General features: G+C 64.2%; 21 protein-coding genes. 9 read left to right on the forward strand and 12 right to left on the reverse strand.

Features of this window, described 5'->3' with window-relative positions:
• The first annotated feature begins 3 nt into the window (after window positions 1-3).
• From dacB to KI243_RS05565, 4 genes are all read left to right on the forward strand, one after another.
• Window positions 4-1,533, forward strand: coding sequence for a D-alanyl-D-alanine carboxypeptidase/D-alanyl-D-alanine-endopeptidase (gene dacB / locus KI243_RS05550; protein ID WP_177108631.1), 1,530 nt, complete (start codon window positions 4-6; stop codon window positions 1,531-1,533).
• A 171-nt stretch (window positions 1,534-1,704) separates the two neighbouring features.
• Window positions 1,705-1,884: a DUF6026 family protein gene (locus KI243_RS05555; protein ID WP_177108632.1), complete on the forward strand. Its 180-nt coding sequence runs from the start codon at window positions 1,705-1,707 to the stop codon at window positions 1,882-1,884.
• Between the two features lie 201 nt (window positions 1,885-2,085).
• Entirely contained in the window at window positions 2,086-3,831 is a 1,746-nt protein-coding gene (locus tag KI243_RS05560; protein WP_177108633.1) for a phosphoethanolamine transferase CptA, read from the forward strand.
• Window positions 3,832-4,203: 372 nt separating this feature from the next.
• Entirely contained in the window at window positions 4,204-4,428 is a 225-nt protein-coding gene (locus KI243_RS05565; RefSeq protein ID WP_177085571.1) for a co-regulatory protein PtrA N-terminal domain-containing protein, read from the forward strand.
• 23 nt (window positions 4,429-4,451) lie between these two features.
• Here KI243_RS05565 and KI243_RS05570 read toward each other — a convergent pair whose 3' ends face one another.
• On the reverse strand, window positions 4,452-5,327 hold the full coding sequence (locus tag KI243_RS05570) for an AraC family transcriptional regulator (RefSeq protein ID WP_212810592.1): 876 nt from the start codon (window positions 5,325-5,327) through the stop codon (window positions 4,452-4,454).
• A 139-nt stretch (window positions 5,328-5,466) separates the two neighbouring features.
• Here KI243_RS05570 and KI243_RS05575 point away from each other — a divergent pair, with 139 nt between their 5' ends.
• Complete coding sequence (locus tag KI243_RS05575) at window positions 5,467-6,399, forward strand: DMT family transporter (protein ID WP_177085573.1); 933 nt, start codon at window positions 5,467-5,469, stop codon at window positions 6,397-6,399.
• Here KI243_RS05575 and KI243_RS05580 read toward each other — a convergent pair.
• The 5 genes from KI243_RS05580 to KI243_RS05600 form a co-directional block, all read right to left on the reverse strand.
• Complete coding sequence (locus KI243_RS05580; RefSeq protein ID WP_177108635.1) at window positions 6,362-7,348, reverse strand: D-glycerate dehydrogenase; 987 nt, start codon at window positions 7,346-7,348, stop codon at window positions 6,362-6,364. The genes KI243_RS05575 and KI243_RS05580 overlap by 38 nt on opposite strands.
• A 1,094-nt stretch (window positions 7,349-8,442) precedes the next feature.
• Window positions 8,443-9,399, reverse strand: coding sequence for a LysR family transcriptional regulator (locus KI243_RS05585; RefSeq protein ID WP_177085577.1), 957 nt, complete (start codon window positions 9,397-9,399; stop codon window positions 8,443-8,445).
• Between the two features lie 96 nt (window positions 9,400-9,495).
• The gene (locus KI243_RS05590; RefSeq protein ID WP_212810593.1) at window positions 9,496-11,775 is read right to left on the reverse strand and encodes a hypothetical protein; all 2,280 of its coding nucleotides are present in this window, start codon (window positions 11,773-11,775) and stop codon (window positions 9,496-9,498) included.
• A 6-nt stretch (window positions 11,776-11,781) separates the two neighbouring features.
• Complete coding sequence (locus tag KI243_RS05595) at window positions 11,782-12,132, reverse strand: hypothetical protein (RefSeq protein WP_212810594.1); 351 nt, start codon at window positions 12,130-12,132, stop codon at window positions 11,782-11,784.
• A 15-nt stretch (window positions 12,133-12,147) separates the two neighbouring features.
• Entirely contained in the window at window positions 12,148-12,564 is a 417-nt protein-coding gene (locus KI243_RS05600) for a hypothetical protein (protein ID WP_177085583.1), read from the reverse strand.
• A 269-nt stretch (window positions 12,565-12,833) separates the two neighbouring features.
• Between KI243_RS05600 and KI243_RS05605 the strand changes: the two genes are divergently transcribed.
• The 4 genes from KI243_RS05605 to KI243_RS05620 are packed head-to-tail and all read left to right on the forward strand — an operon-like array spanning window position 12,834 to window position 17,603.
• Entirely contained in the window at window positions 12,834-14,345 is a 1,512-nt protein-coding gene (locus KI243_RS05605) for an efflux transporter outer membrane subunit (RefSeq protein WP_178989955.1), read from the forward strand.
• A 10-nt stretch (window positions 14,346-14,355) separates the two neighbouring features.
• Window positions 14,356-16,542 (forward strand): FUSC family protein, encoded by a 2,187-nt coding sequence (locus tag KI243_RS05610; protein WP_212810595.1) that lies wholly within the window; start codon window positions 14,356-14,358, stop codon window positions 16,540-16,542.
• Window positions 16,532-16,732 (forward strand): DUF1656 domain-containing protein, encoded by a 201-nt coding sequence (locus KI243_RS05615; protein WP_017124129.1) that lies wholly within the window; start codon window positions 16,532-16,534, stop codon window positions 16,730-16,732. Before KI243_RS05610 ends, KI243_RS05615 begins: the two co-directional genes overlap by 11 nt.
• 10 nt (window positions 16,733-16,742) lie before the next feature.
• The gene (locus KI243_RS05620; protein ID WP_177119658.1) at window positions 16,743-17,603 is read left to right on the forward strand and encodes an HlyD family secretion protein; all 861 of its coding nucleotides are present in this window, start codon (window positions 16,743-16,745) and stop codon (window positions 17,601-17,603) included.
• An 86-nt stretch (window positions 17,604-17,689) separates the two neighbouring features.
• Here KI243_RS05620 and KI243_RS05625 read toward each other — a convergent pair whose 3' ends face one another.
• From KI243_RS05625 to KI243_RS05650, 6 genes are all read right to left on the reverse strand, one after another.
• Window positions 17,690-18,514 (reverse strand): SDR family oxidoreductase, encoded by an 825-nt coding sequence (locus tag KI243_RS05625; protein WP_177085591.1) that lies wholly within the window; start codon window positions 18,512-18,514, stop codon window positions 17,690-17,692.
• 9 nt (window positions 18,515-18,523) lie between these two features.
• The gene (locus KI243_RS05630) at window positions 18,524-18,925 is read right to left on the reverse strand and encodes a thioredoxin domain-containing protein (RefSeq protein WP_177085593.1); all 402 of its coding nucleotides are present in this window, start codon (window positions 18,923-18,925) and stop codon (window positions 18,524-18,526) included.
• Window positions 18,926-19,033: 108 nt separating this feature from the next.
• Window positions 19,034-19,498 carry a hypothetical protein gene (locus KI243_RS05635; protein ID WP_017124125.1) on the reverse strand — a complete coding sequence of 155 codons (465 nt, stop codon included), beginning with the start codon at window positions 19,496-19,498 and terminating at the stop codon, window positions 19,034-19,036.
• Between the two features lie 174 nt (window positions 19,499-19,672).
• The gene (locus KI243_RS05640) at window positions 19,673-21,124 is read right to left on the reverse strand and encodes a mannose-1-phosphate guanylyltransferase/mannose-6-phosphate isomerase (RefSeq protein WP_017124124.1); all 1,452 of its coding nucleotides are present in this window, start codon (window positions 21,122-21,124) and stop codon (window positions 19,673-19,675) included.
• A gap of 152 nt (window positions 21,125-21,276) precedes the next feature.
• Window positions 21,277-21,933 carry an alginate O-acetyltransferase AlgF gene (locus KI243_RS05645; protein ID WP_017124123.1) on the reverse strand — a complete coding sequence of 219 codons (657 nt, stop codon included), beginning with the start codon at window positions 21,931-21,933 and terminating at the stop codon, window positions 21,277-21,279.
• A gap of 14 nt (window positions 21,934-21,947) precedes the next feature.
• Window positions 21,948-23,126 (reverse strand): alginate O-acetyltransferase, encoded by a 1,179-nt coding sequence (locus KI243_RS05650; RefSeq protein ID WP_017124122.1) that lies wholly within the window; start codon window positions 23,124-23,126, stop codon window positions 21,948-21,950.
• Window positions 23,127-23,129 lie beyond the last annotated feature (3 nt).

The following is a 23,129-nucleotide window of genomic DNA, read 5'->3' on the forward strand; positions in this document are numbered from 1 at the left end:
AAGATGAATTGGCTACAAGGTTCCATGGGCAAGGGGGTCGCGGCGGCCTTGCTGGTACTGCTGGGGGCCTGCTCCAGCAAGGCGCCGAAAGCGCCGACAGCACCAGAACCGGGAGGGACGGTTATCCTGCAAGCGGCGCAACTGCCCCTGCCGCTGCCCCGCTCGAACTTTTGCGCCAGCCTCGACAGCCGACTGCGCGGCGCGGCCATGCAGGGCGCGACGACCTCGCTGGTGGTGCGCGAGGCGGATGGCGGCAAACTGGTCTGTGAATTCAACGCGCAAACCCGGCTGGTCCCGGCCTCCAGCCTGAAGCTGGTGACCACGGCGGCGGCAATGGAAGTACTCGGCGCCAACTTCCGCTTTTCCACCACCCTGTTGACCACCGGAACGCAGCAGGGCGGGTTGCTGGTCGGCGATCTCTACCTGCGTGGCACGGGCGATCCGACGATGCGCCAGGAAGACTACCAGGCCCTGGCGGCCGGACTGGCGCGCAAGGGCATTACCCGCGTTCGCGGCCGGCTGATCCTCGATGACACCGCCTTCGACCGTGAGCGGCTCGGGCTCGATTGGGACAGCGCGGATGAGCAGCAGTATTTTTCCGCGCAGATTTCCGCGCTCAGCGTATCGCCCAATGACGACTTCGACGTCGGCTCGATCCTGGTCAACGTGAGTTCCGCGGGCGTGCGTCAACCGCCGCGTGTCAGCTTCACGCCCGATAATCGCTACATGACGCTGGTCAACCGGGCCACCACCGGGCGCGGCGGTCCGCTGGTGGTCAGTCGCGGCCACGGCGGCAATCTGTTGCGCATCGACGGGGCATTGCCCAAGGGGGCCCAGCGCGTCGCCCAGGTCACTGTCTGGGAGCCCACCGGCCTGGTCGCCGACCTGTTCCGCAGCGCCCTGGTCCGCGAAGGCATCGTGGTCGAAGGCGCCAGCGTGCTGGGGATGGCCACGCCGACCATGGCCCGGCCGCTGGTGGAGCACCAGTCGCCGGTACTGGCGGACCTGATGGCGCCGCTGCTGAAGTTGTCGAACAACAACATGGCGGAAATCCTGCTCAAGTCCATGGGCCGCAAGACCGCCAATGCCGGCACCGCGGTGGCGGGCGCGGCGGCGGTGAATGGCTTTCTGCTGCGACATGGCATAGCGCCAGCGGGATTGCTGCAGGTCGACGGCTCCGGTTTGTCGCGGCGCAACCAGGTTTCCGCGCGGACCCTCAGCGAGCTGCTGCTGACGGCGCGCACCCAGCCCTGGTTCCAGTCCTGGTACGCGGCGTTGCCGGTGGCCGGCAATCCCGACCGGATGACCGGCGGTACTCTGCGCAAGCGCCTGCGCGGGACGGCGGCGGCCAACAACCTGCATGCCAAGACCGGCAGCATGCGCAGCGTGTCGTCGCTGGCCGGCTACGTCACCAATCGCGACGGACGGTTGCTGGTGTTCGCCATGCTGACCAACAACTATGGGGTGGGGGGCCGGCAGATCAAGGCCGTGGAGGACTCGATCGTCGAGTCCCTGGCCGACAAGACCGACTGAGGGCGCCGTCGAGGTGCCTTACGCTCGACGGCGTCTGCGGGACACAACGACAACAAAAAATAAAAAAGTTCCCAAGCGCGGAAAAAGAACCCAAAATTACTGTGAATGAGCCGCACCGCTGCGACCCAGCGTTGCCGGCTCCACCGCAACAGACCCTTCGCGAGGTGAGCAATGGGTACGGTATCCGCAGTACGTCCTCCCCAAACCCTGTATGTCACGATCCGCCGTGATGAACTGCGGCAGTTGAAAGACGAACGCGAAGCCCTGCAACAACAGGTCGCCCAGTTGCGCGAAGCCCTGCGCACGCAGGCCCTGACCGCTCAAGCCCCGGTGCCACAGCTGGGCCAATGACCGACTGACGCCAGTCACCGGCGTGCCTGGTGCTGTGCCTTGTGCGTCACGGCCGGGAGCGAATGCTCCCGACTCACGAACTTTTCACATTCATCTACCGATACTCCAACCGGTTTAGCCGTGCGTAATTCGTGCGGCCGTTTGTCGTGGGCGCTTTTTTTTCGGCGCCACGATTCAGGTAGCGACTGGCTGGAGTGTTCTATGGCGATGTTCAAACGCAGCCCCAAGTCTGCGAAAGGTTTTGATTGGGCCGGATTCGGCTGGCTGTTCCTGTTCTTCTGGTACTTCTCGGGTATTACCCAACTGCTGATCCAGCTGACCGGCACTTCCGGCTTCACCGGGTTCCGCCAGGCCTTCTTCATGAGCGCCATCTGGCTGGCGCCGATGCTGCTGTTCCCAAGGAAGACCCGCCTGCTCAGCGCCGTGATCGGCCTGGTGCTGTGGGCCTGCTCCATGGCGAGCCTGGGCTACTTCTTCATCTACCAGCAGGAATTCTCGCAAAGCGTTATCTTCATCATGTTCGAATCGAACATCGCTGAAGCCGGCGAGTACATGACCCAGTACTTTGCCTGGTGGATCGTGCTGGCGTTCATCGCCCACACTGCCTTTGCGATTTTCCTGTGGACCCGCCTGCGCCCGGTCCACCTGCCACGCGGTCAGGCCCTGGTCGCGGCGACGACGATCCTGGTGGCGGTGATCGGCTATCCGCTGTTCACCCAGATCAACCGCAGCGCGACCCTGGCCGATGGCCTGGAACGCTTCGAAACCCGCATCGAGCCGGCAGTGCCCTGGCAGATGCTGGTGGCCTACCGTCGCTATCGCGAACAGCTGGACAATATGCAGGGCATGCTCGACAACGTCAGCAAGATCCCGCCGCTGCATAACCTCAAGGACAGCCAGGCCGGCCTGCCGGCTACCCTGGTGCTGGTCATCGGCGAGTCGACCAACCGCCAGCGCATGAGCCTCTACGGCTACCCGCGGGAAACCACGCCGAACCTGGACAAGCTCAAGGAACAGCTGGCGATCTTCGACAATGTCGTCACGCCCCGGCCCTACACCATCGAAGCCCTGCAGCAGGTCCTGACGTTCGCCGACGAGGAAAACCCGGACCTGTACCTGAAGACGCCCTCGCTGGTCAGCGTGATGAAACAGGCCGGCTACAAGACCTGGTGGATCACCAACCAGCAGACCATGACCAAGCGCAACACCATGCTCACGACCTTTTCCGAGCAGGCCGACGAGCAGGTGTACCTCAACAACAACCGCAACCAGAACGCCCGCCAGTATGACGGCGACGTGCTGGAGCCGTTCAACAAGGCCCTGGCGGACAGCGCGCCGCGCAAGCTGATCGTGATCCACCTGCTGGGCACGCACATGAGCTACCAGTACCGTTATCCGCCGACCTTCGAGAAATTCGCCGATCGCACCGGTGTCCCGCCAGGCCTGACCGATGACCAGGTTCCGACCTACAACAGCTACGATAATGCCGTGCTGTACAACGACTTCGTGGTATCGAGCCTGATCCAGGACTACGCCAAGACCGACCCCAACGGCTTCCTGCTGTACCTGTCGGACCATGGCGAAGATGTCTTCGACTCCGCCGGGCATGCCACCCTGGGGCGTAACGAAGCCAAGCCGACCGCGCCGATGTACACCATTCCGTTTATCGCCTGGGCGTCGCCGAAATGGCGCGAAACCCATGACTGGAACTTCGCTTCGGACCTGAACCGGCCCTACAGCAGTTCCAACCTGATCCACACCTGGACCGACCTGGCCGGCCTGACGTTCGACGAGCAGGACCTGAGCAAGAGCGTGGTCAACGATCAGTTCAAGGTTCGTCCCTTGCTGATCGGCGACCCCTATGCCCGCGCGCAGAAGGCCCTGATCGATTTCAGCCTGATCAAGCCCAAGGCCGTCTCGCCCCCTGCCGACGTCGCCAAGAAGTAATCTCGTGGCCTGTTCTCATGTCCGACATGAGAGCAGGCCCTGCAACTAACAAGTTGAAAATGCTTCGGGTGTGAAAGTTGTCGTTATTATTAACGCAGCGTTATGTGTTGATAAAAATAGTTTAATTTAAAGTTTCTGGTTGTTTCTGCTGCAATATCCTCCCCTCCTTCAATGCAGGCTTGCCTGCAGATCGCCTGTCCCCGGCTCTACGGCGCCTCAGGCCGGTGGTCGTCCGGCATTCAATTCTGAAAATAATGTAATCAGTCATTCATGTAGCCGTTAACGGCGACTTAATATAATTGTCCGACAGTACTTCTGAATTATCAGGCCGCCCAGACGGCACTCCCTTTTATTTGCTTGGAGTTCAAACTCATGAAACTGTCTACGTTGTTTATTGCCGGGTTATTGTCCGTCAGTTCTTTTGCCGCGTTGGCCGAGGGCGGTTCCGATCGCGTGATCGAGCGCTGGCAGAACTTCCAGCTCAGCCAGCAGGCCAATCGCGAACAGGCCGAGCAGAAGACCCTGACGGCCCAGGCGCAGAAAGTCGACGCTTCGTCGAGCGAGTCGAAAGACGTCAAGCAGCAACCTGATACCTGAGTTGTCGCGGCTCAGCCGCCACGTCAGCGGGTAAACGCCTGCCGGTAATCGCCAGGCGTTGCACCGAGGACCTGGCGGAAGCGGTTGCTGAAATGGCTGGCGCTGGCAAAACCGCAGGCCAGGGCGATGTCGCCCAGGGGCTGGCGGGTCGCGCGCAGCAGTTCGCGGGCCCGGCTCAGTCGTCGCGCCAGGAGATACTGGTGCGGCGGCAGGCCGAAGCTGCTGCGGAACATCCGCGCAAAGTGATATTCCGACAGGCTGCACAGGCCTGCCAGTTGGCCGAGGCTCAACGGCTGGTCCAGCCGGCTGTCGATATAGTCTGTCAACAGGCGCCGCTGGTGTGCCGCCAGGCCACCCTTGAGCCGCAGGCCCTGGCGCAGGCCAACCTGGTTGAGCAGCGTATGGCTGAGCATTTCATGGGCCAGGCTGCTGCCCAGCAGGCGCTCGCCGGGTTCGTCCCAGTTCAGTTGCAGCAACTGGTGAAAGCGCCGGACCTGCCGCGCATCCTCGAGAAATGTCGCCTCCTGCAAGTGCACCGTCCGCGGTTCGCGATCCAGCAGCGTGACGCACTCCAGGGCGAACTGTTCCTGGCTGATATAGACATGGGCCAGTCGCAGGCTGCCATTGATCACCCAGCCGGACTGATGCTCGGCGGGCAGGATGCAGAGCCTGTTCGGACCGCCCTTGTTGTCGGGACGGTCACGGCGAAAGGTCCCGGTGCCGCCGGCGATGTAGCAGGACAGGGTGTGATGGCTCGGCGCCTCGTAGTCCTGGGCGTCGTGATGGTTGCTCCACAGGGCCGCCGACATGCCGTCACCGAACTCGGCGCTGTGCTCCAGGCGGGAGTTGGGCGAGCGGTTGAGGGCTTGAAAGACTTGCAGGGTATCGAGTGCGGCCATGATCGGTTCTCCAACGTCTCGCATCCTACTCCGTCGGCGTCCGGCTGCCAGCCCACGGGCCGACAAAAGCGCAAGTTTCTGCAAGCGCGCGGCGGGGCAGGGGGCGACACTGGAGGTCGTCCCTGGGAGTACGCACCTGATGAACCTGTTTCTGTACCTGCTGACCGTGTTGATCTGGGGCACCACCTGGATCGCCCTGAAACTGCAACTGGGCGTGGTGGCGATCCCGGTGTCCATCGTCTATCGCTTCGGCCTGGCGGCACTGGTGCTGTTCGTCCTGCTGCTGCTCAGCCGGCGCCTGCAGCCGATGAACCGCCGTGGCCACCTGATCTGCCTGGCCCAGGGCCTGTGCCTGTTCTGCCTGAACTTCATGTGCTTCCTCACGGCCAGCCAGTGGATTCCCAGTGGCCTGGTGGCGGTGGTGTTTTCCACGGCGACCCTGTGGAACGCCCTGAACGCTCGGGTGTTCTTCAGGCAGAAGATTGCCCGCAATGTGCTGATGGGCGGTGGCCTCGGCCTGCTCGGCCTTGGCCTGCTGTTCTGGCCGGAGCTGTCCGGGCACACCGCCGGCCCGCACACGGTGCTCGGCCTGGGGCTGGCCTTGTTGGGTACGCTGTTCTTCTCGGCCGGCAACCTGCTGTCGAGCCTGCAACAGAAGGCCGGATTGAAACCCTTGACTACCAACGCCTGGGGCATGCTCTACGGCGCGACGATGCTGGCCGGTTACTGCCTGGTCCAGGGCATTCCCTTCGAGATGGAGTGGAACACGCGGTATATCGGTTCGCTGTTGTACCTGGTGATTCCGGGGTCGGTGATCGGTTTCACCGCCTACCTGACCCTGGTCGGGCGCATGGGGCCGGAACGCGCGGCTTATTGCACGGTGTTGTTTCCGCTGGTGGCGTTGAATGTCTCGGCCTATGCCGAGGGCTACCACTGGAGCGCGCCGGCCCTGTGCGGCCTGGTGGCGGTGATGCTCGGCAACGTGCTGGTATTCCGCAAGCCGGGCACACCGTTGCGGCCGGCGCCAGCGGCGGTCAGCCGGATGCCCGGCTGTTCCAGACCTGGGGGTTGACCAGGTCGCGGGGGCGCTCGCCGAGCAGGGCGCTGCGCAGGTTGGCCAGGGCCCGGTTGGCCATGGCCTCGCGGGTCTCGTGGGTGGCCGAACCGATATGCGGCAGGGTCACCGCGTTCTTCAACTGGAACAGCGGCGACTCGGCCAGCGGCTCCTTTTCGTAGACGTCCAGCCCGGCGCCGCGGATCGTGCCGTTCTGCAGCGCCTGGATCAGCGCCGGTTCGTCCACCACCGGGCCCCGGGAGATGTTCACCAGGATCGCTCCCGGCTTCATCAGGCCCAGTTCGCGCTGGCTGATCAAGTGGCGGGTCTTGTCGCTCAAGGGCACCACCAGTACCACGAAATCGGCTTCGGCCAGCAGCGCGTCGAGGCTGCGGAACTGCGCGCCGAGCTGCTGTTCCAGCTCCGGCTTGCGGCTGTTGCCGCTGTACAGGATCGGCATGTCGAAGCCGAGGCGGCCACGGCGGGCCACGGCCGCGCCGATATTGCCCAGGCCGACGATGCCCAGGGTCTTGCCGTAGACATCGGTGCCGAACAGCTCCGGCCCGACCGTGGCTTTCCACTGGCCGGCCTTGGTCCAGGCATCCAGTTCGGCGGCCCGGCGTGCGCTGCTCATGATGAGCGTGAAGGCCACGTCGGCGGTGCTTTCGGTCAGCACGTCGGGAGTATTGGTGAGCATGATTCCGCGCTCGCTGAGGTAGCTCACGTCGTAGTTGTCGTAGCCGACCGAAACACTGGAGACCACTTCGAGCTTGCCCGCATGTTCCAGCTGGGCACGCCCCAGTTTGCGGCCGACGCCGATCAGCCCGTGGGCGTGGGGCAGGGCTTCGTCGAACTGGGCATTGAGATCACCGAGCTTGGGATCCGGGACAATCACCTCGAAATCCTGGCGCAGGCGCTCGACCATGGCAGGGGTGACGCGGCTGAAGGCGAGTACGGTTTTTTTCATCGCAAAGCTCATCGAACGGCGGGAATGCCAAGCACGCTATCATTTTTCGCCGGAGTTGTGCGGTGGATTCTGCTTTCGCCATCGCCAGCAAGCCGGCTCCCACAGGTCGGCGTTTCGACACAGGCCATCGTCATGCGCAAAATCCTTGTGGGAGCTGGCTTGCCAGAGAAGAGGTCCGGGCAAGCAGTGCAGGGTTCAAGGGCCTCTTCGTGGGCAAGCCCACTCCCACAATGACCACCACGCCAGGCGCACATCTTGTGCACGCCGCAATCCTTGTGGGAGCTGGCTTGCCAGAGAAGAGGCCCGGGCAAGCAGTGCAGGGTTCAAGGGCCTCTTCGTGGGCAAGCCCACTCCCACAATGACCACCGCGCCAGGCGCACATCTTGTGCACGGCTCGATCCTTGTGGGAGCTGGCTTGCCAGCGAAGGCGTCCGGGCGGGCAGTGTAGGGCTCAAGGGTCTCTTTGTGGGCAAGCCCACTCCCATAATGAGTACCGCGTCAGGCGCACATCTTGTGTACGCCGCAATCCTTGTGGGAGCTGGCTTGCCAGCGAAGGCGTCCGGGCAGGCGGTGCAGGGTTCAAGGGCCCCTTCGTGGGCAAGCCCACTCCCACAATGAGTACCGCGTCAGGCGCACATCTTGCGCACGGCGCGATCCTTGTGGGAGCTGGCTTGCCAGCGAAGGCGTCCGGGCGGGCGGTGCAGAGTTCAAGGGCCTCTTCGTGGGCAAGCCCACTCCCACAAAATGACCACCGCGTCAGGCACATATCTTGTGCACGGCGCAATCCTTGTGGGAGCTGGCTTGCCAGCGAAGGCGTCCGGGCAGGGGGGCAGGGTTCAAGGGGCTCTTTGTGGGCAAGCCCATTCCCACAATAACCACCACGCCAGGTGCACATCTTGTGCACGGCGCGATCCTTGTGGGAGCTGGCTTGCCAGCGAAGGCGTCCGGGCGGGCGGTGCAGAGCTCAAGGGCCTCTTCGTGGGCAAGCCCACTCCCACAAAATGACCACCGCGTCAGGCGCGCATCTTGTGCACGGCGCGATCCTTGTGGGAGCTGGCTTGCCAGCGATGAGGCGCGGGCGGGCGCCGATGATCTCAGGTGGCGAGACGCACATGCCCCATTTCATAGGCCGCCAGTTCGGCCTGGTGGGCCGCGAGGATCTCCGGCAGGGAGCCGCGCAGGTACTCGACCCAGGTCTTGATCTTGGCGTCCAGGTACTGGCGCGATGGGTAGATCGCGTACAGGTTCAGTTCCTGGGAGCGGTAGTTGGGCATCATGCGCACCAGGCTGCCGTTGCGCAGGCCCTCGATGGCGGCGTACACCGGCAACACGCCGACGCCCATGCCGCTGGTGATCGCCGCTTTCATCGCGTCGGCCGAGTTGACCAGGAACGGCGAGCTGGACAGGGTCACCGCCTCCTGGCCATCAGGACCGTTGAAGATCCAGTTGTCCAGGGCGGTCACCGGGCTGACCAGGCGCAGGCAGGCGTGGTTGAGCAGTTCGCTGGGCTTGCGCGCGCAACCGTTGGCCTTCACATAGTCGGGCGAGGCACAGACGATGCTGTAGGTGATGCCCAGGCGCTGGGAGACAAAACCCGAATCCGGCAACTCCTTGGCGAGCACGATGGACACGTCGTAGCCCTCGTCCAGCAGGTCCGGCACGCGGTTGGCCAGGGTCAGGTCGAAGGTCACGTCGGGATGGGTCTTGCGATAACGGGCGATGGCGTCGATCACGAAATGCTGGCCGACCCCGGTCATGGTGTGCACTTTCAACAGCCCGGCGGGCCGGGCATGGGCATCGCTGGCCTCGGCCTCCGCTTCCTCGACGTAGGCGAGGATCTGCTCGCAGCGCAGCAGATAACGCTTGCCGGCCTCGGTCAGGGCGATGCGGCGGGTGGTGCGGTTGAGCAGGCGGGTTTGCAGATGGGCTTCCAGGTTGGAGACCGCGCGCGAGACATTGGCCGTCGTGGTGTCCAGTTGCACGGCGGCGGCAGTGAAGCTCCCGGCTTCGGCCACGCAACTGAAGGCGCGCATGTTTTGCAGAGTGTCCATGGGGTGTTCTCTGGGGCGATGACAAATTGTGACACGAAGTAACGGGGCGGTGTCAGCTTGTCACAGGCCAGGAACGGTGTCTTTACGGCCAACGTCTCAGGTCACGCGCCAGGCCTCCTTCACCTTGGCCTCATAGTAACCGCCAATGTAGGCGGTCAACATGGCTTTCAAGGCCTCCCGCGCCGCCGGCAAAGTGCTGGCGTCCGGTCGCTCGCGAGCGGCTTGTGCCGCGCTTAGCAAGGTGTCCACCGCGTCCGAGGGGGCAATCCGCACCTTGATCGTCGCCAGTTCACGACGCAGCAGCGTGCCTTTGCCCGGGTCGGCGATGTTGTTCAGCAGGGAGTCGAAGGCCTGCACATGCTTGTCGACGTAGCCGTCCCACCAGGCGGTATCCTGGCCTGGGGCCAGCTTGCCCAGGGCAATCGGCAGCAGCAGGTCCAGGGACTGGCTGCCCAGTTGCTCGTCGAACAGGGTATTGACCTGGCTGCCGGTGGCGCCTTCCAGGGTGATCGGCGTGGGCGTCGGGATGGCCTGGCTGAAGGCATCCTTTTGCGTGAGGAAGCGCTGGGTCAGCAACAGTGCCGGTTCTCCGTCCTTGAGTTTCAGCGCGAACCTGGCCGAGGTCCCGTGGGATTGATAGAGCACCGTGCCGCCGATCAGGGCAATGATCGGCGCGCTGTCGAAGTTTTCGACCCCGGCGCTGGAGAGCCCGCCGGCGATCAGTTTCTGCACGCTTTCCAGGGTGTTGAACTGGCCGGACACGACGATATCCAGGTAGGTGCCGGACAGGTGCGGGTCGTCCTCCTTCACGGAAGCCAGGCTGATCTTCACCCCGGCGTCGAGGCTCACGCCCCACGACAGCTTCGCTTTCGGTTCGACGGAAAGGGTCCGGGTCTCGGTGTTGGCCCTGGCGGTATAGCGTTTCAGGGTGTCCGGCCGGAACAGCGCCAGGTGCTGCTCCAGCAATTGGCGAATAGTGGCGTCCGCGTCGGCATCGATGGTTCGGGCGATCTTGAGGTGGACGTACTGCTCGGTCAGTTGCCGGGAGCGCTGGTCGAGGTCCTGGCTGATCTCGCGCAATTGCTCGGCGTTCTTGCCGTCCAGCACGGCGCGGGTCAACTGGTGGCTGCTGTCGACGACATGGGCCTGCATCGCGCGGATCAACTGCCGCGCATCGGGGCCGTACTCCCCGACGCCCTCCAGGCGCTGCTCGGCGGTGACCGGGTTCAGTTCGTAGAGCCCGATGATATCCAGGGCCTGGGCTTTCTCGGTTTTCAGCACATCGGCCTTCGCCTGCGCCTGGACCTGGAGCACGCCCAACCCATCGAACGCCATCGTCGCGCTGGCCGCGACCCGCTGGCCGGATTCGATCTGGAAGGGTTGGGGCAGGGGCTGGTGGGTCTTGAACAGCGGGCAGGGGTTTCCACTTTTTCGCAGTTCGTCGCCAAGCCACGCCTGGCTGAGGGAGGCCAGGCGGATATTGCGCTGATAGTTGTTGCAGGCGCTGAGCAAGGGTTTTGCCTGCATCAGCAGGTCGCGCTTGGAACCATTCCACCAGGCCCATTTGGACAGGCTGTTGGCCCGGACGTAGGTGTCCAGGTTGCTGTACTTTTCAGTGCGGACCGTTTCGTAGCCCAGGCCCAGTTCCAGCGAGACGGCATTGGCCAGGTGCAGGCGGCCTGTCACTCGCTTGTCGACGCTGGTGGTGTCCTTGATGATGCGGGTCTGCGTGGTCTCCAGCTTTGACGACAGCCCGACATTCGGCCCGATGCTGGCGCCGCCCAGCGCCCCCGTGCCGAGCTGTATCCCGACCCGCGCATCCCAGCCCTGGGACCCGCCTTCGCCGACCGTCGCCCGGCTTTTGGCCAGGGCCTGGTTCAGCGAGTTCTTCAGGTGCACGCTCAAGCTCGCGCGAAATTGCCACTTGAGCACCCGGCACAGGCGTTGCTGCTGTTGGTTTTCGCCTGCGCCGGGCAGGCTGGCAAAGGTGTGCTGGGCGGCCTTGAAGTAGCGATAGAGGGCCTGCAGTTCCTGCTTGCCGAGGCTGTCGAGGTCGCTGGCGCGAAGGGCGGGCAGGGCTTGCGCGTGAAGTTTCTGCAGCGGTCCGAGGCCCTGTTGTTGCGTGGCCGGGAGACTGTCCTGCAGGCGCTGCATGATGCGCTCGACGGCGCCTCCGAAGTGTTCGCCGGCGGCTTGCGGCTGCCTGGCGGCGTCGATACCTTGCAGGTTGTCGCCGAGGCAGGCGTCGCCCGCTTGCAGGTCGGGCGCATGATGGAAGATCGAGTATTTTTCCTTGTAGCTGATCAGGCTCGGTTGTCCGGCGGACGGATGAAACAATGAGGTGGAGCGGGCCTGTAGCGCATCAAGGGGACTCATGGGCGATCACTCCTGCGCCAGCGGCGCATGGCAACGTTGCAGGAACAGTTCGCAGGTATCGAGGATGGCCGTCCTGTCGGGAAACGGCAGCCTGAGGAACAGGGCCTGGGCGGCCTGCTCCTGGAACCAGGTGTCGAACAGCAAAGCCATGGAGCCGCCGGGCGCCCGGATAACGAAGTCAGAAGCTGGTGCATCGACGACCGGCGGCGTGAGCATGAGCAGCAGTCCCTGCTGGCCGTATTCCAGCCACAGCCTGCGGTCGTCGTGATCCAGCGCGATCTGGAAGTAGTCGGCCTGGCTGTCGTGCATCAGCCTGTGTAGCTGGCTAATCAGGTCGTTGCGGCTGGCGTCGGACATGGCTGCAGGTCCTGTTCAGTGGGCCGTATGCTTGGCGGCGTTCGAGAGATTGAAAAAGCTGGCCAGGCCGCGCAGGGTCTGGTCCTGGGACGCCCCCTCGATGATCAGGCCGCTGATGACCGGGCTCGGGCCCTGGCAGTCGATACTCATGTAGTGCCGGCACAGGCTCAGGTTCAGCCGCAGCCACTGTTGCACGCCGATGGCCTCGACCCCGTGCAGGGTGCGGCGCACCACGTAGGCGTCGGCATACTCGAGCGTGCAGGGATCGCCGTCGAGGGTGTGGAAGTGCAGGCGTTCGTCGCGCTGTTCGACGGCGATGCCGAGGTGCTGCACCAGGCATTCCTGCAAGGCGTCCAGGGGCGCCGGAGGGACGGGCACGAGAGACGGGTTGAAGCGGTCGCGGCGTTTCTGCAGTTCAAGAGACAGGTTCATCGGATGCCTCTGCCTTGTGTTCTTGTTGTCAGGCTGGTGCCAGGTCGGTGTAGGACGAAGCCTCGCACGCCCCTGCAGCCGGCCAATATCACATTGCGCTCATCCTCCGGCGCCCCGGATTCCCGGTCGTTGCCAGCTCCGTCGCCAGGACACGGATTATCTCGGGAACGGTAACAAACATTCGCAGGAAGCCCCGCTTATCGCCGCCTCGGGCGCCCCCTAGAATTGCCGCTCCAGAGCTTCTCCATCCATGTCGGGAATTTGCAGCAGTGCCGCGTCGCATCAGCAGAGAGCTGAAGACTCTCAGTGTTTGGGCCTTATCGTTAGCAATCGGCGGCTGCATCGGAACCGGAGGTATTGCCCCACAAGGCAAGACCCTGGCCGCCAATACCCTGGCCACCGACGAGGCGATCCAGAGCGCCGCCCGCGATGCGCACTGGCCGACCGCCCGCTGGTGGCAGGTCTACGGTGACCCGCAACTCGACCAATGGATCAGCCAGGCCATGCAGGGCAGCCCGAGCCTGGCCATGGCCGCCGCGCGCGTGCGCCAGGCCCGGGCCATGGCCGGGGTCGCCGAGTCGGCCGAGTCGCTGCAGATCAAGGGGGATGCCAGCCTCAAGCGCCATCAATGGGCCAACGATCAGTTCTATGGTCCCGGCGAACTGGCCGACTCGAACACCTGGGACAACAATGCGGGCCTGGGCCTGAGTTATTCCCTCGATCTCTGGGGTCGCGACAGCAATGCCAGCGAACGCGCCGTGGACCTGGCGCACATGAGCGTCGCCGAGGAGCGCCAGGCCCGGCTCGAGTTGCAGGACAATATCGTGCGCGCCTATATCCAGCTGTCGCTGCACTACGCCCAGCGCGATATCGTCGAGGCGACCCTCAGGCAGCAGACACAGATTCTCGACCTGGCGCAGAGGCGCCTGAACGGCGGACTCGGCACCCACTTCGAAGTCAGCCAGGCGCAGACACCGCTGCCCGAGACCCATCGGCAACTGGATGCCCTGGACGAAGAGATCGCCCTGAGCCGTAACCAGCTGGCGGCCCTGGCCGGTTTCGGTCCGGGCGAGGGCGCGCGGTTGCGGCGTCCGGCGCTGTCCCTGCGGACCGCGCTGAAACTGCCATCGGCGTTGCCCGTCGAACTGCTGGGCCAGCGTCCCGATGTGGTTGCCAGCCGCTGGCAGGTGGCGGCCCAGGCCCGTGGTATCGATGTGGCTCACGCCGGCTTCTACCCCAATGTCGACCTGGTCGGCAGCCTCGGCTACATGGCCACGGGCGGTGGCATGCTGGAATTCCTCGCCGCACGGAAATTCAACTACAGCGTCGGCCCGGCGATCTCCCTGCCGATCTTCGACGGTGGCCGCCTGCGCGCGGAACTGGGTGAAGCCACCGCCGGCTACGATATCGCGGTCGCCCACTACAACCAGACGCTGATCAATGCCCTCAAGGGCATTTCCGACCGCCTGATACGCCGCGAGTCGATGGACAAGCAGCAGGTCTTTGCCGCCGAGTCGGTGGCGGCGGCGCAGAAGACCTACGACATCGCCATGCTCGCCTACCAGCGCGGCTTGACCGACTACCTCAATGTGCTCAATGCCCAGACCCTGCTGTTCCATCAGCAGCAGGTCGAGCAGCAGGTCCAGGCCGCGCGCCTGAGCGCCCATGCCGAACTGGTCACCGCCCTCGGCGGCGGGTTGGGCGCGGGCAACGATGTACCGGCGCCGGAGCGCGACGTGCCGGGCAAACCTCCTGCGGTGCTGGCCGCCTTCGATCACTGAGAACCGCGTCATGACTCCCTTGCCCGCCCCGGTGCGCTGGCTGTATTCCCTCGAATGGCGTCGCGGCTTCTTTGACTGGGCCCGCAGCGACGGCGTGACCTGGGTGTATATCTTCAAGACCCTGGCCGCCGCCTTCCTGACCCTGTGGCTGGCCATGCGCCTGGAACTGCCCCAGCCGCGCACCGCGATGATCACGGTGTTTATCGTCATGCAGCCGCAAAGCGGGCATGTGTTTGCCAAGAGTTTCTACCGGCTCTTGGGCACCTTGGCCGGGTCGGCGGTGATGGTGCTGCTGATCGCCCTGTTCGCGCAGAACACTGAGCTGTTTCTCGGCGCGCTGGCGATCTGGATCGGGGCCTGTTCGGCGGGGGCGGCGCGCAATCGCAACTTCCGCGCCTATGGTTTCGTGCTGGCGGGCTACACCGCCGCCATGGTCGGCCTGCCCGCCCTGGCCCACCCCGAAGGGGCCTTCATGGCGGCGGTGTGGCGGGTGCTGGAAATCTCCCTGGGGATCGTCTGCTCGACCTTCGTCAGTGCGGCGATTCTCCCGCAGAGCGCCAGCGCGGCCATGCGCAACGCGCTCTACCAGCGCTTCGGCGCGTTTGCCGGGTTTGTCGGCAGTGGCCTGCGCGCGCCCCATGCCGGCGCGGCCTTCGAAACCGCCAATATCGGCTTTATCGCCCAGGCCGTGGGCCTTGAGGGCCTGCGCAGCGTCACCGTGTTCGAAGACCCGCACATGCGTCGGCGCAACGGGCGGTTGAACCGATTGAACAGCGAGTTCATGACCCTGACCACCCGCTTCAATGCCCTGCATCAATTGCTTGAACGCCTGCGCAGCCGCGGGCCGCTGCAGGTGCTGGCGGCCATCGAACCGGGCTTCCTGGGCCTTGCCGAACTGCTCGACGGTTTTGCCGGGCGGGCGCTGACCGATGCCGATGCCAGGCGGCTGGCCATGCAACTGGCGGACTACAAGCTGGCCTTGCCGCAACGGGTGCGCAGCCTGCGGGCGCGCTTCGAGGAAGGCGACCCGGACGCGGCCGGGCAGCTGGAATTTCATACCGCCTTCGAGCTGCTCTACCGCTTTGTCGAGGAACTGCACAGCTATGCGCTGACCCATGCCTCCCTGGCCGATCATCGTCATGAGCGCGAGCAGTGGGACGAGCCCTATGTGCCGAAGACCAACTGGCTCGCGGCGGCAGCCTCGGGGATCCGTGGCGCCTTTATCCTGATCGTGCTCGGCAGCTACTGGGTGGCGACCGCCTGGCCGAGCGGGGCGACCATGACCCTGATCGCCGCCGCCACGGTCGGCCTGTCGGCGGCCACCCCGAACCCCAAGCGCATGGCCTTCCAGATGGCCTGCGGGACCTTGCTCGGGGCGCTGATCGGCTTCGTCGAGATGTTCTTCATCTTTCCTGCCATCGACGGTTTCCCCCTGCTGTGCATGGTCCTGGCACCGGTATTCGTGTTCGGTGCCTTCCTCGCTTCGCGCCCAGCGTGGATGGGTGTCGGCGTGGGCCTGCTGATCTTCTTCAGCACCGGCTCGGTCCCGGACAACCTGACGATCTACAACCCCTACGGTTTTATCAACGACTATATCGGCATGGTCATCGGCATGCTGGTGTGCGCGGCGGCAGGGGCAATCATCCTGCCGCCCAACAGCCGCTGGCTGTGGCGGCGCCTGGAGCAGGACCTGCGCGAACAGGTGGTGTTCGCCATCAGCGGCAGACTCAAGGGGCTGGGCTCGACCTTTGAAAGCGGCACCCGTGACCTGTTGCACCAGGCCTATGGTTTCGCCGCGGGGCAGCCGAAGGTGCAGAGCGAGCTGCTGCGCTGGATGTTCGTGGTGCTGGAGGTCGGCCACGCGGTCATCGAATTGCGCAAGGAACAGGCGGTCCTCCCGGTGCACCCGGCCTATGCCGAAGCGCAGCCATGGCGCCAGTCGATCCGGGTCATGGGCCGCTCGCTGATGCGCCTGTTCATCCAGCCCAACGCGAGCAACCTGGAGCGCGCCTTGCTGGCGGTGGACCACGCCATCAGCCGGGTCCAGGCCACCGACGAACCTTTTGCCCGGCACTTCGATACCTCGGTGCTGCGCCGGGTCCAGAGCTACCTGCACTTTATCCGTACCTCGCTGCTGGACCCGCGCTCGCCGCTGGCGACCCTGGGCGGCGCACAAGGAAATTCCCATGCCTCGTGAAATCGCGTTCCACGGTCTCTACCTGCCGGCCATGACCCTGCTGTTCCTGATCGCCGCCGGCGTCGGTTGGGCGCTCGACCGTTTTATCGCCAGCCATGACCTGTACCGCTTCTTCTGGCACCCGGCGTTGCTGCGCCTGAGCCTGTTCAGCTGCATTTTCGGCGCTCTGGCGCTCACTGTTTACCGTTGAGAACGACCTGATGAAAAAACTCTTCAGCCTGATCGCCACCTTGCTGGTCCTGGCCCTTGCGATCTGGATCGGCCGGCTGCTGTGGGTGCAGTACATGGAAAGCCCGTGGACCCGTGACGGCCGTGTGCGCGCCGACATCATCAATGTCGCGGCGGACGTCACTGGTGAGGTGGTAGACGTGCCGGTGCGTGACAACCAGAGAGTGAACAAGGGCGACCTGCTGATGCAGATCGATCCCGAGCACTACCGCATCGCGGTCAAGCAGGCGCAATCGCTGGTGGACTCGCGCAAGGCCACCTGGGAGATGCGCAAGGTCAACGCCCATCGCCGGGCCGACCTGGACAACATGGTGATCTCCAAGGAGAGCCGTGACGATGCCGGCAACCTGGCCGACGCCGCCCTGGCCGACTACCAGCAGGCCCAGGCGCAACTGGAGGCGGCACAGTTGAACCTGGCGCGGACCCAGGTGCGGGCGGCGGTGGACGGCTATGTCACCAACCTCAACGTGCACCGCGGCGACTATGCGCGGATCGGCGAGGCGAAGATGGCGGTGGTCGACCTGAACTCGTTCTGGGTCTACGGCTTCTTCGAGGAAACCAAGCTGCCCCATGTGCAGGTCGGTGACCTGGCCGATATGCAGTTGATGAGCGGGCAAGTGCTCAAGGGCCATGTGGAGAGTATCTCGCGGGGCATCTACGACCGTGACAACCCGCAAAGCCGCGAGCTGGTCGCCGATGTGAACCCGACCTTCAACTGGGTGCGCCTGGCCCAGCGGGTGCCGGTGCGGATTCATATCGACGAGGTGCCGGACGGGGTGCTGCTGGCGGCGGGGATTACCTGCACGGTGATCGTCAAGCCGGCGGGGGAGTGAAGATCACCAGAAGCTTCTCGGCGGTGGTCGGATCGACGGCACTTGTGGGAGCCGGCAAGCCGGCTCCTACGGTTTGCGCGCGGTCATTACAGGGAGTGGTTCAGGCCAAAGCGCTTCATCAGCACCTTTTCCAGCAGGCCCTTGGGCAGCAGGGCTGACAGCAACGGCAACGCCCGGCAGCCGTTGCCCAGGCGCAGCAGGCGCGGAGGCTGTGGTTTTTGCGCGGCCTTGAGCAAGTCGGCGGCAAAGCTGGCCGCCGGGGTCGGGTTGTTCTGCGACGCATTGGCCCGGGCGCGAATGCCCTCGCGCAGCGGCCACCAGGGCGACGTCTCGGCGATCAGTTGCTCGGCCTCATGGCTGGCATTCCTGGCGAACTGGGTATCGATGGCGCCGGGCTGGACTTCCATCACGCGCACGCCGAAGGGCGCCAGCTCCATGCGCAGGGCATCGCTCAAGGCATGGACCGCCGCCTTGGACGCGCAATAGGCGCCAGCGAACGGTGTCACCAGGACACCGGAGACACTGCCGATATTCACCACCAGGCCGTTGTTGCGACGCAGCGCCGCGAGCAGCGCGCGGGTCACGCCGACGATGGCGAAGACATTGGTTTCGAACTGGCGCTGCATGGCCTCGACACCGCCATCGAGCAGCGGTCCCATGGCGCCATAACCGGCATTGTTGATCAGCACATCGAGGCCGGCGTGCTGCCGCTCGATACGTTCGGCCAGTTGTTGCAGGGCCGGGCCATCGTTGACATCGAGTTGCACGGCGGTGAAACCGGCGGCGGCCAGGGCGGCGACATCCACGGGCTTGCGCGCCGTGGCCCAGACGTCATACCCCGCGTTTCGGAAAGCATCTGCCAGCGCGCGGCCGATGCCGCTGGAACATCCGGTGATCAAGGCTACGGGCATGGCACATCCTTATTGGGCCTGGGAGTCGAAGACCTCCGAGAATACCTTGTCCGTGACAAAAAAGAGCGAATCGAGTCCTTGTTTGATCTTGATCCGGTCGGTGCCATGCATGCGGGTCTGCGCACCGTGGCCGTCGAGAAAGAACAGGGTGGGTACGTACTGGATCTCGATACCGGGCTGCAGCAGCTTGAAGATCGGGTAGCTGAGCTGGAAAAACGCCACCCGCTCCTGATAAGGGCCTGATGCCAGGGCCTCGAGCAGTCGCTTGAGTTGATCGCAGGGCGGGCAGCCGCGGCTGTAGACAAGAACCACCGACGGTTTGGGCCGGATCAGGGGAATCTCCAGGCTGCCCAGGGCCGTACGAAAAGCCCTCCGGGTCTTGATTTCGGTGACTGTGTTCTTGCTTTTCATCCTGACTCCCTGATCGGTAGCTTCACCTCCAGGGGGTATTCAACGTCAAATGCACTGGGTTGTAACCTGTCAGAAATGACAGGTGGCAATGAGCCGCTATCTTCGGTGTCAGCCGGAAAAACTGCCTTGCAGGCGTTCGGCACGAAATTCCAGGGTTTGTGGACGGTAGCCGGGGCGCAGCGGTGGCATCGGCAAGCAGTCTTCCCAGGCACCTGCGGCCTGGAGTTCACCGGGGCCGCGGTAACGCGGCGCGGTATAGCTGTTTTCCGCCAGGTTGACGGTATCGCCCGGAGCATAGGCCGCGATGCGCCAGCGCAGGTCGGTCAGGGGTACGTCGTTGTCGTTTTTCATCTTCAATTGCAGCGGCCGGTCGGCCGGGCAGTGCTCGGGAGCATAGCTGATGCGCATTTCCAGGCGCGCCAGTTGCCGGGCCTCGCGGGTATCCATCCAGGCGACCCAGGCGGCCACCAGTCCCAGCCCGGCCAATGCGGCCATGGACACCGGCAAGGCCTTGGCCGGGTAGCGCAACAGCAGGACCAGCCAGGTGATGATCAGCAGCACGCCGATAAACATGAAAAGCAGCCTCGAAAAGACAGGAAGCATCATCCTAACAGTGTAGGTGGTGCCCTTCACTTCGGGGACGGGGAGGGCGGGTTTTGCATCGCCGGCAAAAAAACACCCCCGCCCCCAATGACTGCGGATAGGGGACGCAGCCAGCGAGGGCGGGGGTGAGTGGAACGCCAGGGCTTACTGGGCGATGGTTTTCACCGAGATGCCGCGCTCGACCGGGGTCGAACGCCCGTAGATATCTTCGAAACGCTCGATATCGTCTTCGCCCAGGTAGCTGCCCGATTGCACTTCGATAATCTCCAGGGGGATCTTGCCCGGGTTGCGCAGGCGGTGCACCGAGGCGATCGGGATGTAGGTGGATTGGTTCTCGCAGAGCAGGAACACGTTCTCGTCGCAGGTCACTTCGGCGGTGCCGCTGACCACGATCCAGTGTTCGGCGCGGTGGTGGTGCATCTGCAACGACAGGCACGCGCCGGGCTTGACCGAGATGTGCTTGACCTGGAAGCGGCCGCCCATGTCCACCGAGTCATAGGAACCCCATGGCCGGTAGACTTCGCAGTGGTTCTGGGTCTCGCTGCGGCCCTGTTCGTTGAGGGTGTTGACCATCTGTTTCACGCCCTGGACCTTGTCCTTGTGGGCGATCATCATCGCGTCCTTGGTTTCCACGACCACGATGTTTTCCAGGCCGATCACCGACACCAGCTTGCCGTTGCCGTGGATCATGCAGTTGCGGCTGTCCTGGATGACCACGTCGCCCTTGCTGACGTTGCCGTTCTCGTCCTTTTCATGCACGTCCCACAGCGACGACCAGCAACCGACATCGCTCCAGCCGGCGCTCAGCGGTACCACGCAGGCGCGCTGGGTCTTTTCCATCACCGCGTAGTCGATGGAGTTGTCCGGGCACTGGGCGAAGGTGGCTTCGTCCAGGGTCACGGTATCGGCGTCCTGGTGGCTGCGTTCGAGGGTCAGCAGGCAGGTGTCGTAGATATCCGGATCGTGTTTCTTCAGCTCTTCGAGGAAACGGCTGGCGCGGAACAGGAACATGCCGCTGTTCCAGAAGTAACCGCCGGCTTCGACGAACTCGATGGCGCGTTTTTCATCGGGCTTCTCGACGAAGTGCGAGACGCGGCTGACGCCTTCGGGCAGCAGCGCATCGTTGCTCGACTTGATGTAGCCATAACCGGTTTCCGGCTTGGTCGCCGGTACGCCGAACAGCACCATCTCGCCACGCTCGGCGGCCACGGTAGCCAGGGCCAGGGCGCGTTGCAGGGCTTTCTGGTCGTCCAGCACGTGGTCGGCGGGCAGCACCAGCATCAACTCGTCGCGACCTTCGTTGATCAGCATCATCGCGGTCAGGGCCACAGCCGGCGCGGTGTTGCGGCCGAACGGTTCCATCAGGATGCGCTGGGCCTCGAGGTGGCGGTTGCTCAACTGTTCGTTGACGATGAAGCGATGGTCCTTGTTGCAGACCACGATAGGCGTGTCCATGCCTTCGAACACCAGGCGCTCGAGGGTCTGCTGGAACAGCGTCTGTTCGCCGGTGAGGGCGAGGAACTGCTTGGGAAACTGCTTGCGCGAAAGCGGCCAAAGACGTGAGCCGCTACCACCTGACAGGATTACCGGAATCATGTTGTTACTCCTTTAAGCAATGTATGGGTTAGAGCTACTGCGGTTGGTCGTTTCACTCTCTTGTTGTTGTCCGTGTCCGAATGGCCAACGCGATTCCTTGTGGCAGCCAGCAAGCCGGCTCCCACAGGGGGCGTGGGCCATTCGGAAAATCATCAGCGGGTCGACACCGGGCGCTTGACCCAGACCGGCGACAGGCTGCTGCCGCTGCCGGTGACGTAGAGCACCGCCGCTTCACCGCGCTCCAGGGCCACCGGCTTGAGGTCGCTGACCTTCTGGTTGCCTTCGTAGAGGGCGAAGCTGACCTTCACCGGGTTGATCTCGCGCTCGCCGCGGCCCTTGGCGGCTACGGACTCGACCACGGCGGTCTTGCCGTCGGCGGTCTTCAGGGTCAGGGCCTTGTCACTCAGGTTCTGTACCCGCACCAGGGACTTCTGCTTGTTCTTGAACGGCGGTTCCTCGATCAGTTGCGGCTGGCCGCTGGCGTTGTTGACCAGGGTGTAATAGTGGTCGGCGGCGAGTTTCACCGGCAGGCTCTGGCTGCCGACCTTGGCGCTGTAGTCGCCACCGGGCATGAAGCTGAAATCGCTGCTGGCCAGGGGTGCGACATCGCTGAGGGCGGTGGCGCCGACGGTGGCGCTGACTTCCTGGTTGCTGGCGTTGTACAGGCGCACGAAGCTCGAACCCTTCGGTGCGGTCGGGCCGTACAGGGCGGCGTCGCCGCCGGCCCAGACCTGTAGCGAGAGCAGGCTCAGGCCTGCGGCCATGGCCAGGGTCTTGACGGTGTTTTTACGAGTAGTGTTGAAGGTCATGGGGCATACCTCTTTCAGTTTTGCGCCTGTACAGGCGACTCGGATCGGGTGGTGTTCTGCACCAGGTTCTGTTGGCGGATACCAGCGGCTTTGAGTTGCGCGACCCACTGCGGGTCGGCATCGCCGATTTCGTTGTTGACCGGCAGGTAGCGTTCCGGGAATTCCCAGATCAGCACCTGTGGCGGGTTGTTCTTGAAGGCGTCGCTTTTCAGGTAGGCGAGCATCGGCAGGATCGGGCCGTGGCCGTCCTCGGCGTAATTCACCACGTCGCTGTGCAGGGCCTGCTTGAGGGCGCCGACGAAGTTCCAGTTCGGATTGGCGCTGTAGCTGGTGCCGATCAGCGCCACCGGCACTTCGTTGTCGGCGAACAGCGCGTCGTCGCCGGCCGGCTGGTCGTCCGCGGCACGGGTGATGCGTTTTTCCAGCGGTTCCTGCGGCGGCATCAGGTTGTCGAACAGCGGATCCAGCGGCAGGAACAGGGTCAGGTCGCCCTTGTGTTGCTCGGTCTTCTCGGCTTCGGTGACAAAGCGCTGCGGCGTGCCGCTGAGCGGCGCCTGTGCGGCGATGGCGCTGGCCAGCTGGGTGGCGGCGATCTGCGCGCCGTCCGGGGTCCAGTGGGTGTCGGTACGCAGGAACACCTGGCGGCCCTGTTGCTTGGCCTGTTGCAGCGGGCCGAGCAGGTCGGGGGCGAGGATCCGGTCGGCGGCGACGCGGGCATGGAAATCCTCGTAGAGGTTGGCGTGGATGCTCGCCGGGCGGACTTCACCCAGGTGTTCCGGGTACAGCCGGACCTTGGCTGGCACGATGGCCATCACCAGGTTCACGCCCTTGGCCTTGAGGGTCTGGCGCACGCCTTCGACCAGGGCGTAGTTGCCCTGCAGGTTCTGCTGCTCGTTGGCGATGGGGTTGAATTCCTCGTCGCTGTAGAGCCAGTGGTCGCGGCCCAGCACCACGCCCGGACGGCCTTCGTTGAACAGCTTGAAGTCCAGCGCGGCCCAGAGGTTGGTACCCAGGCGCTTGATCGGGAACTCGCCGTCGTAGTGGGTCTCGATGGCCTTGGTCCAGCGGCCGTTGAGCACGGTCGCGTCGGCGTTGGTGCTGAAGCCGATGAAGCTGCGCAGGGACCACAGCCCCAGCGCCAGCAAGGTGACGAGGAACAGGGCGATGTAGAGGATGCGTAATGAGCGGGTCATGGT

This window comes from Pseudomonas sp. Ost2 (assembly GCF_018326065.1).
Classification (GTDB): Bacteria; Pseudomonadota; Gammaproteobacteria; order Pseudomonadales; family Pseudomonadaceae; genus Aquipseudomonas; species Aquipseudomonas gingeri.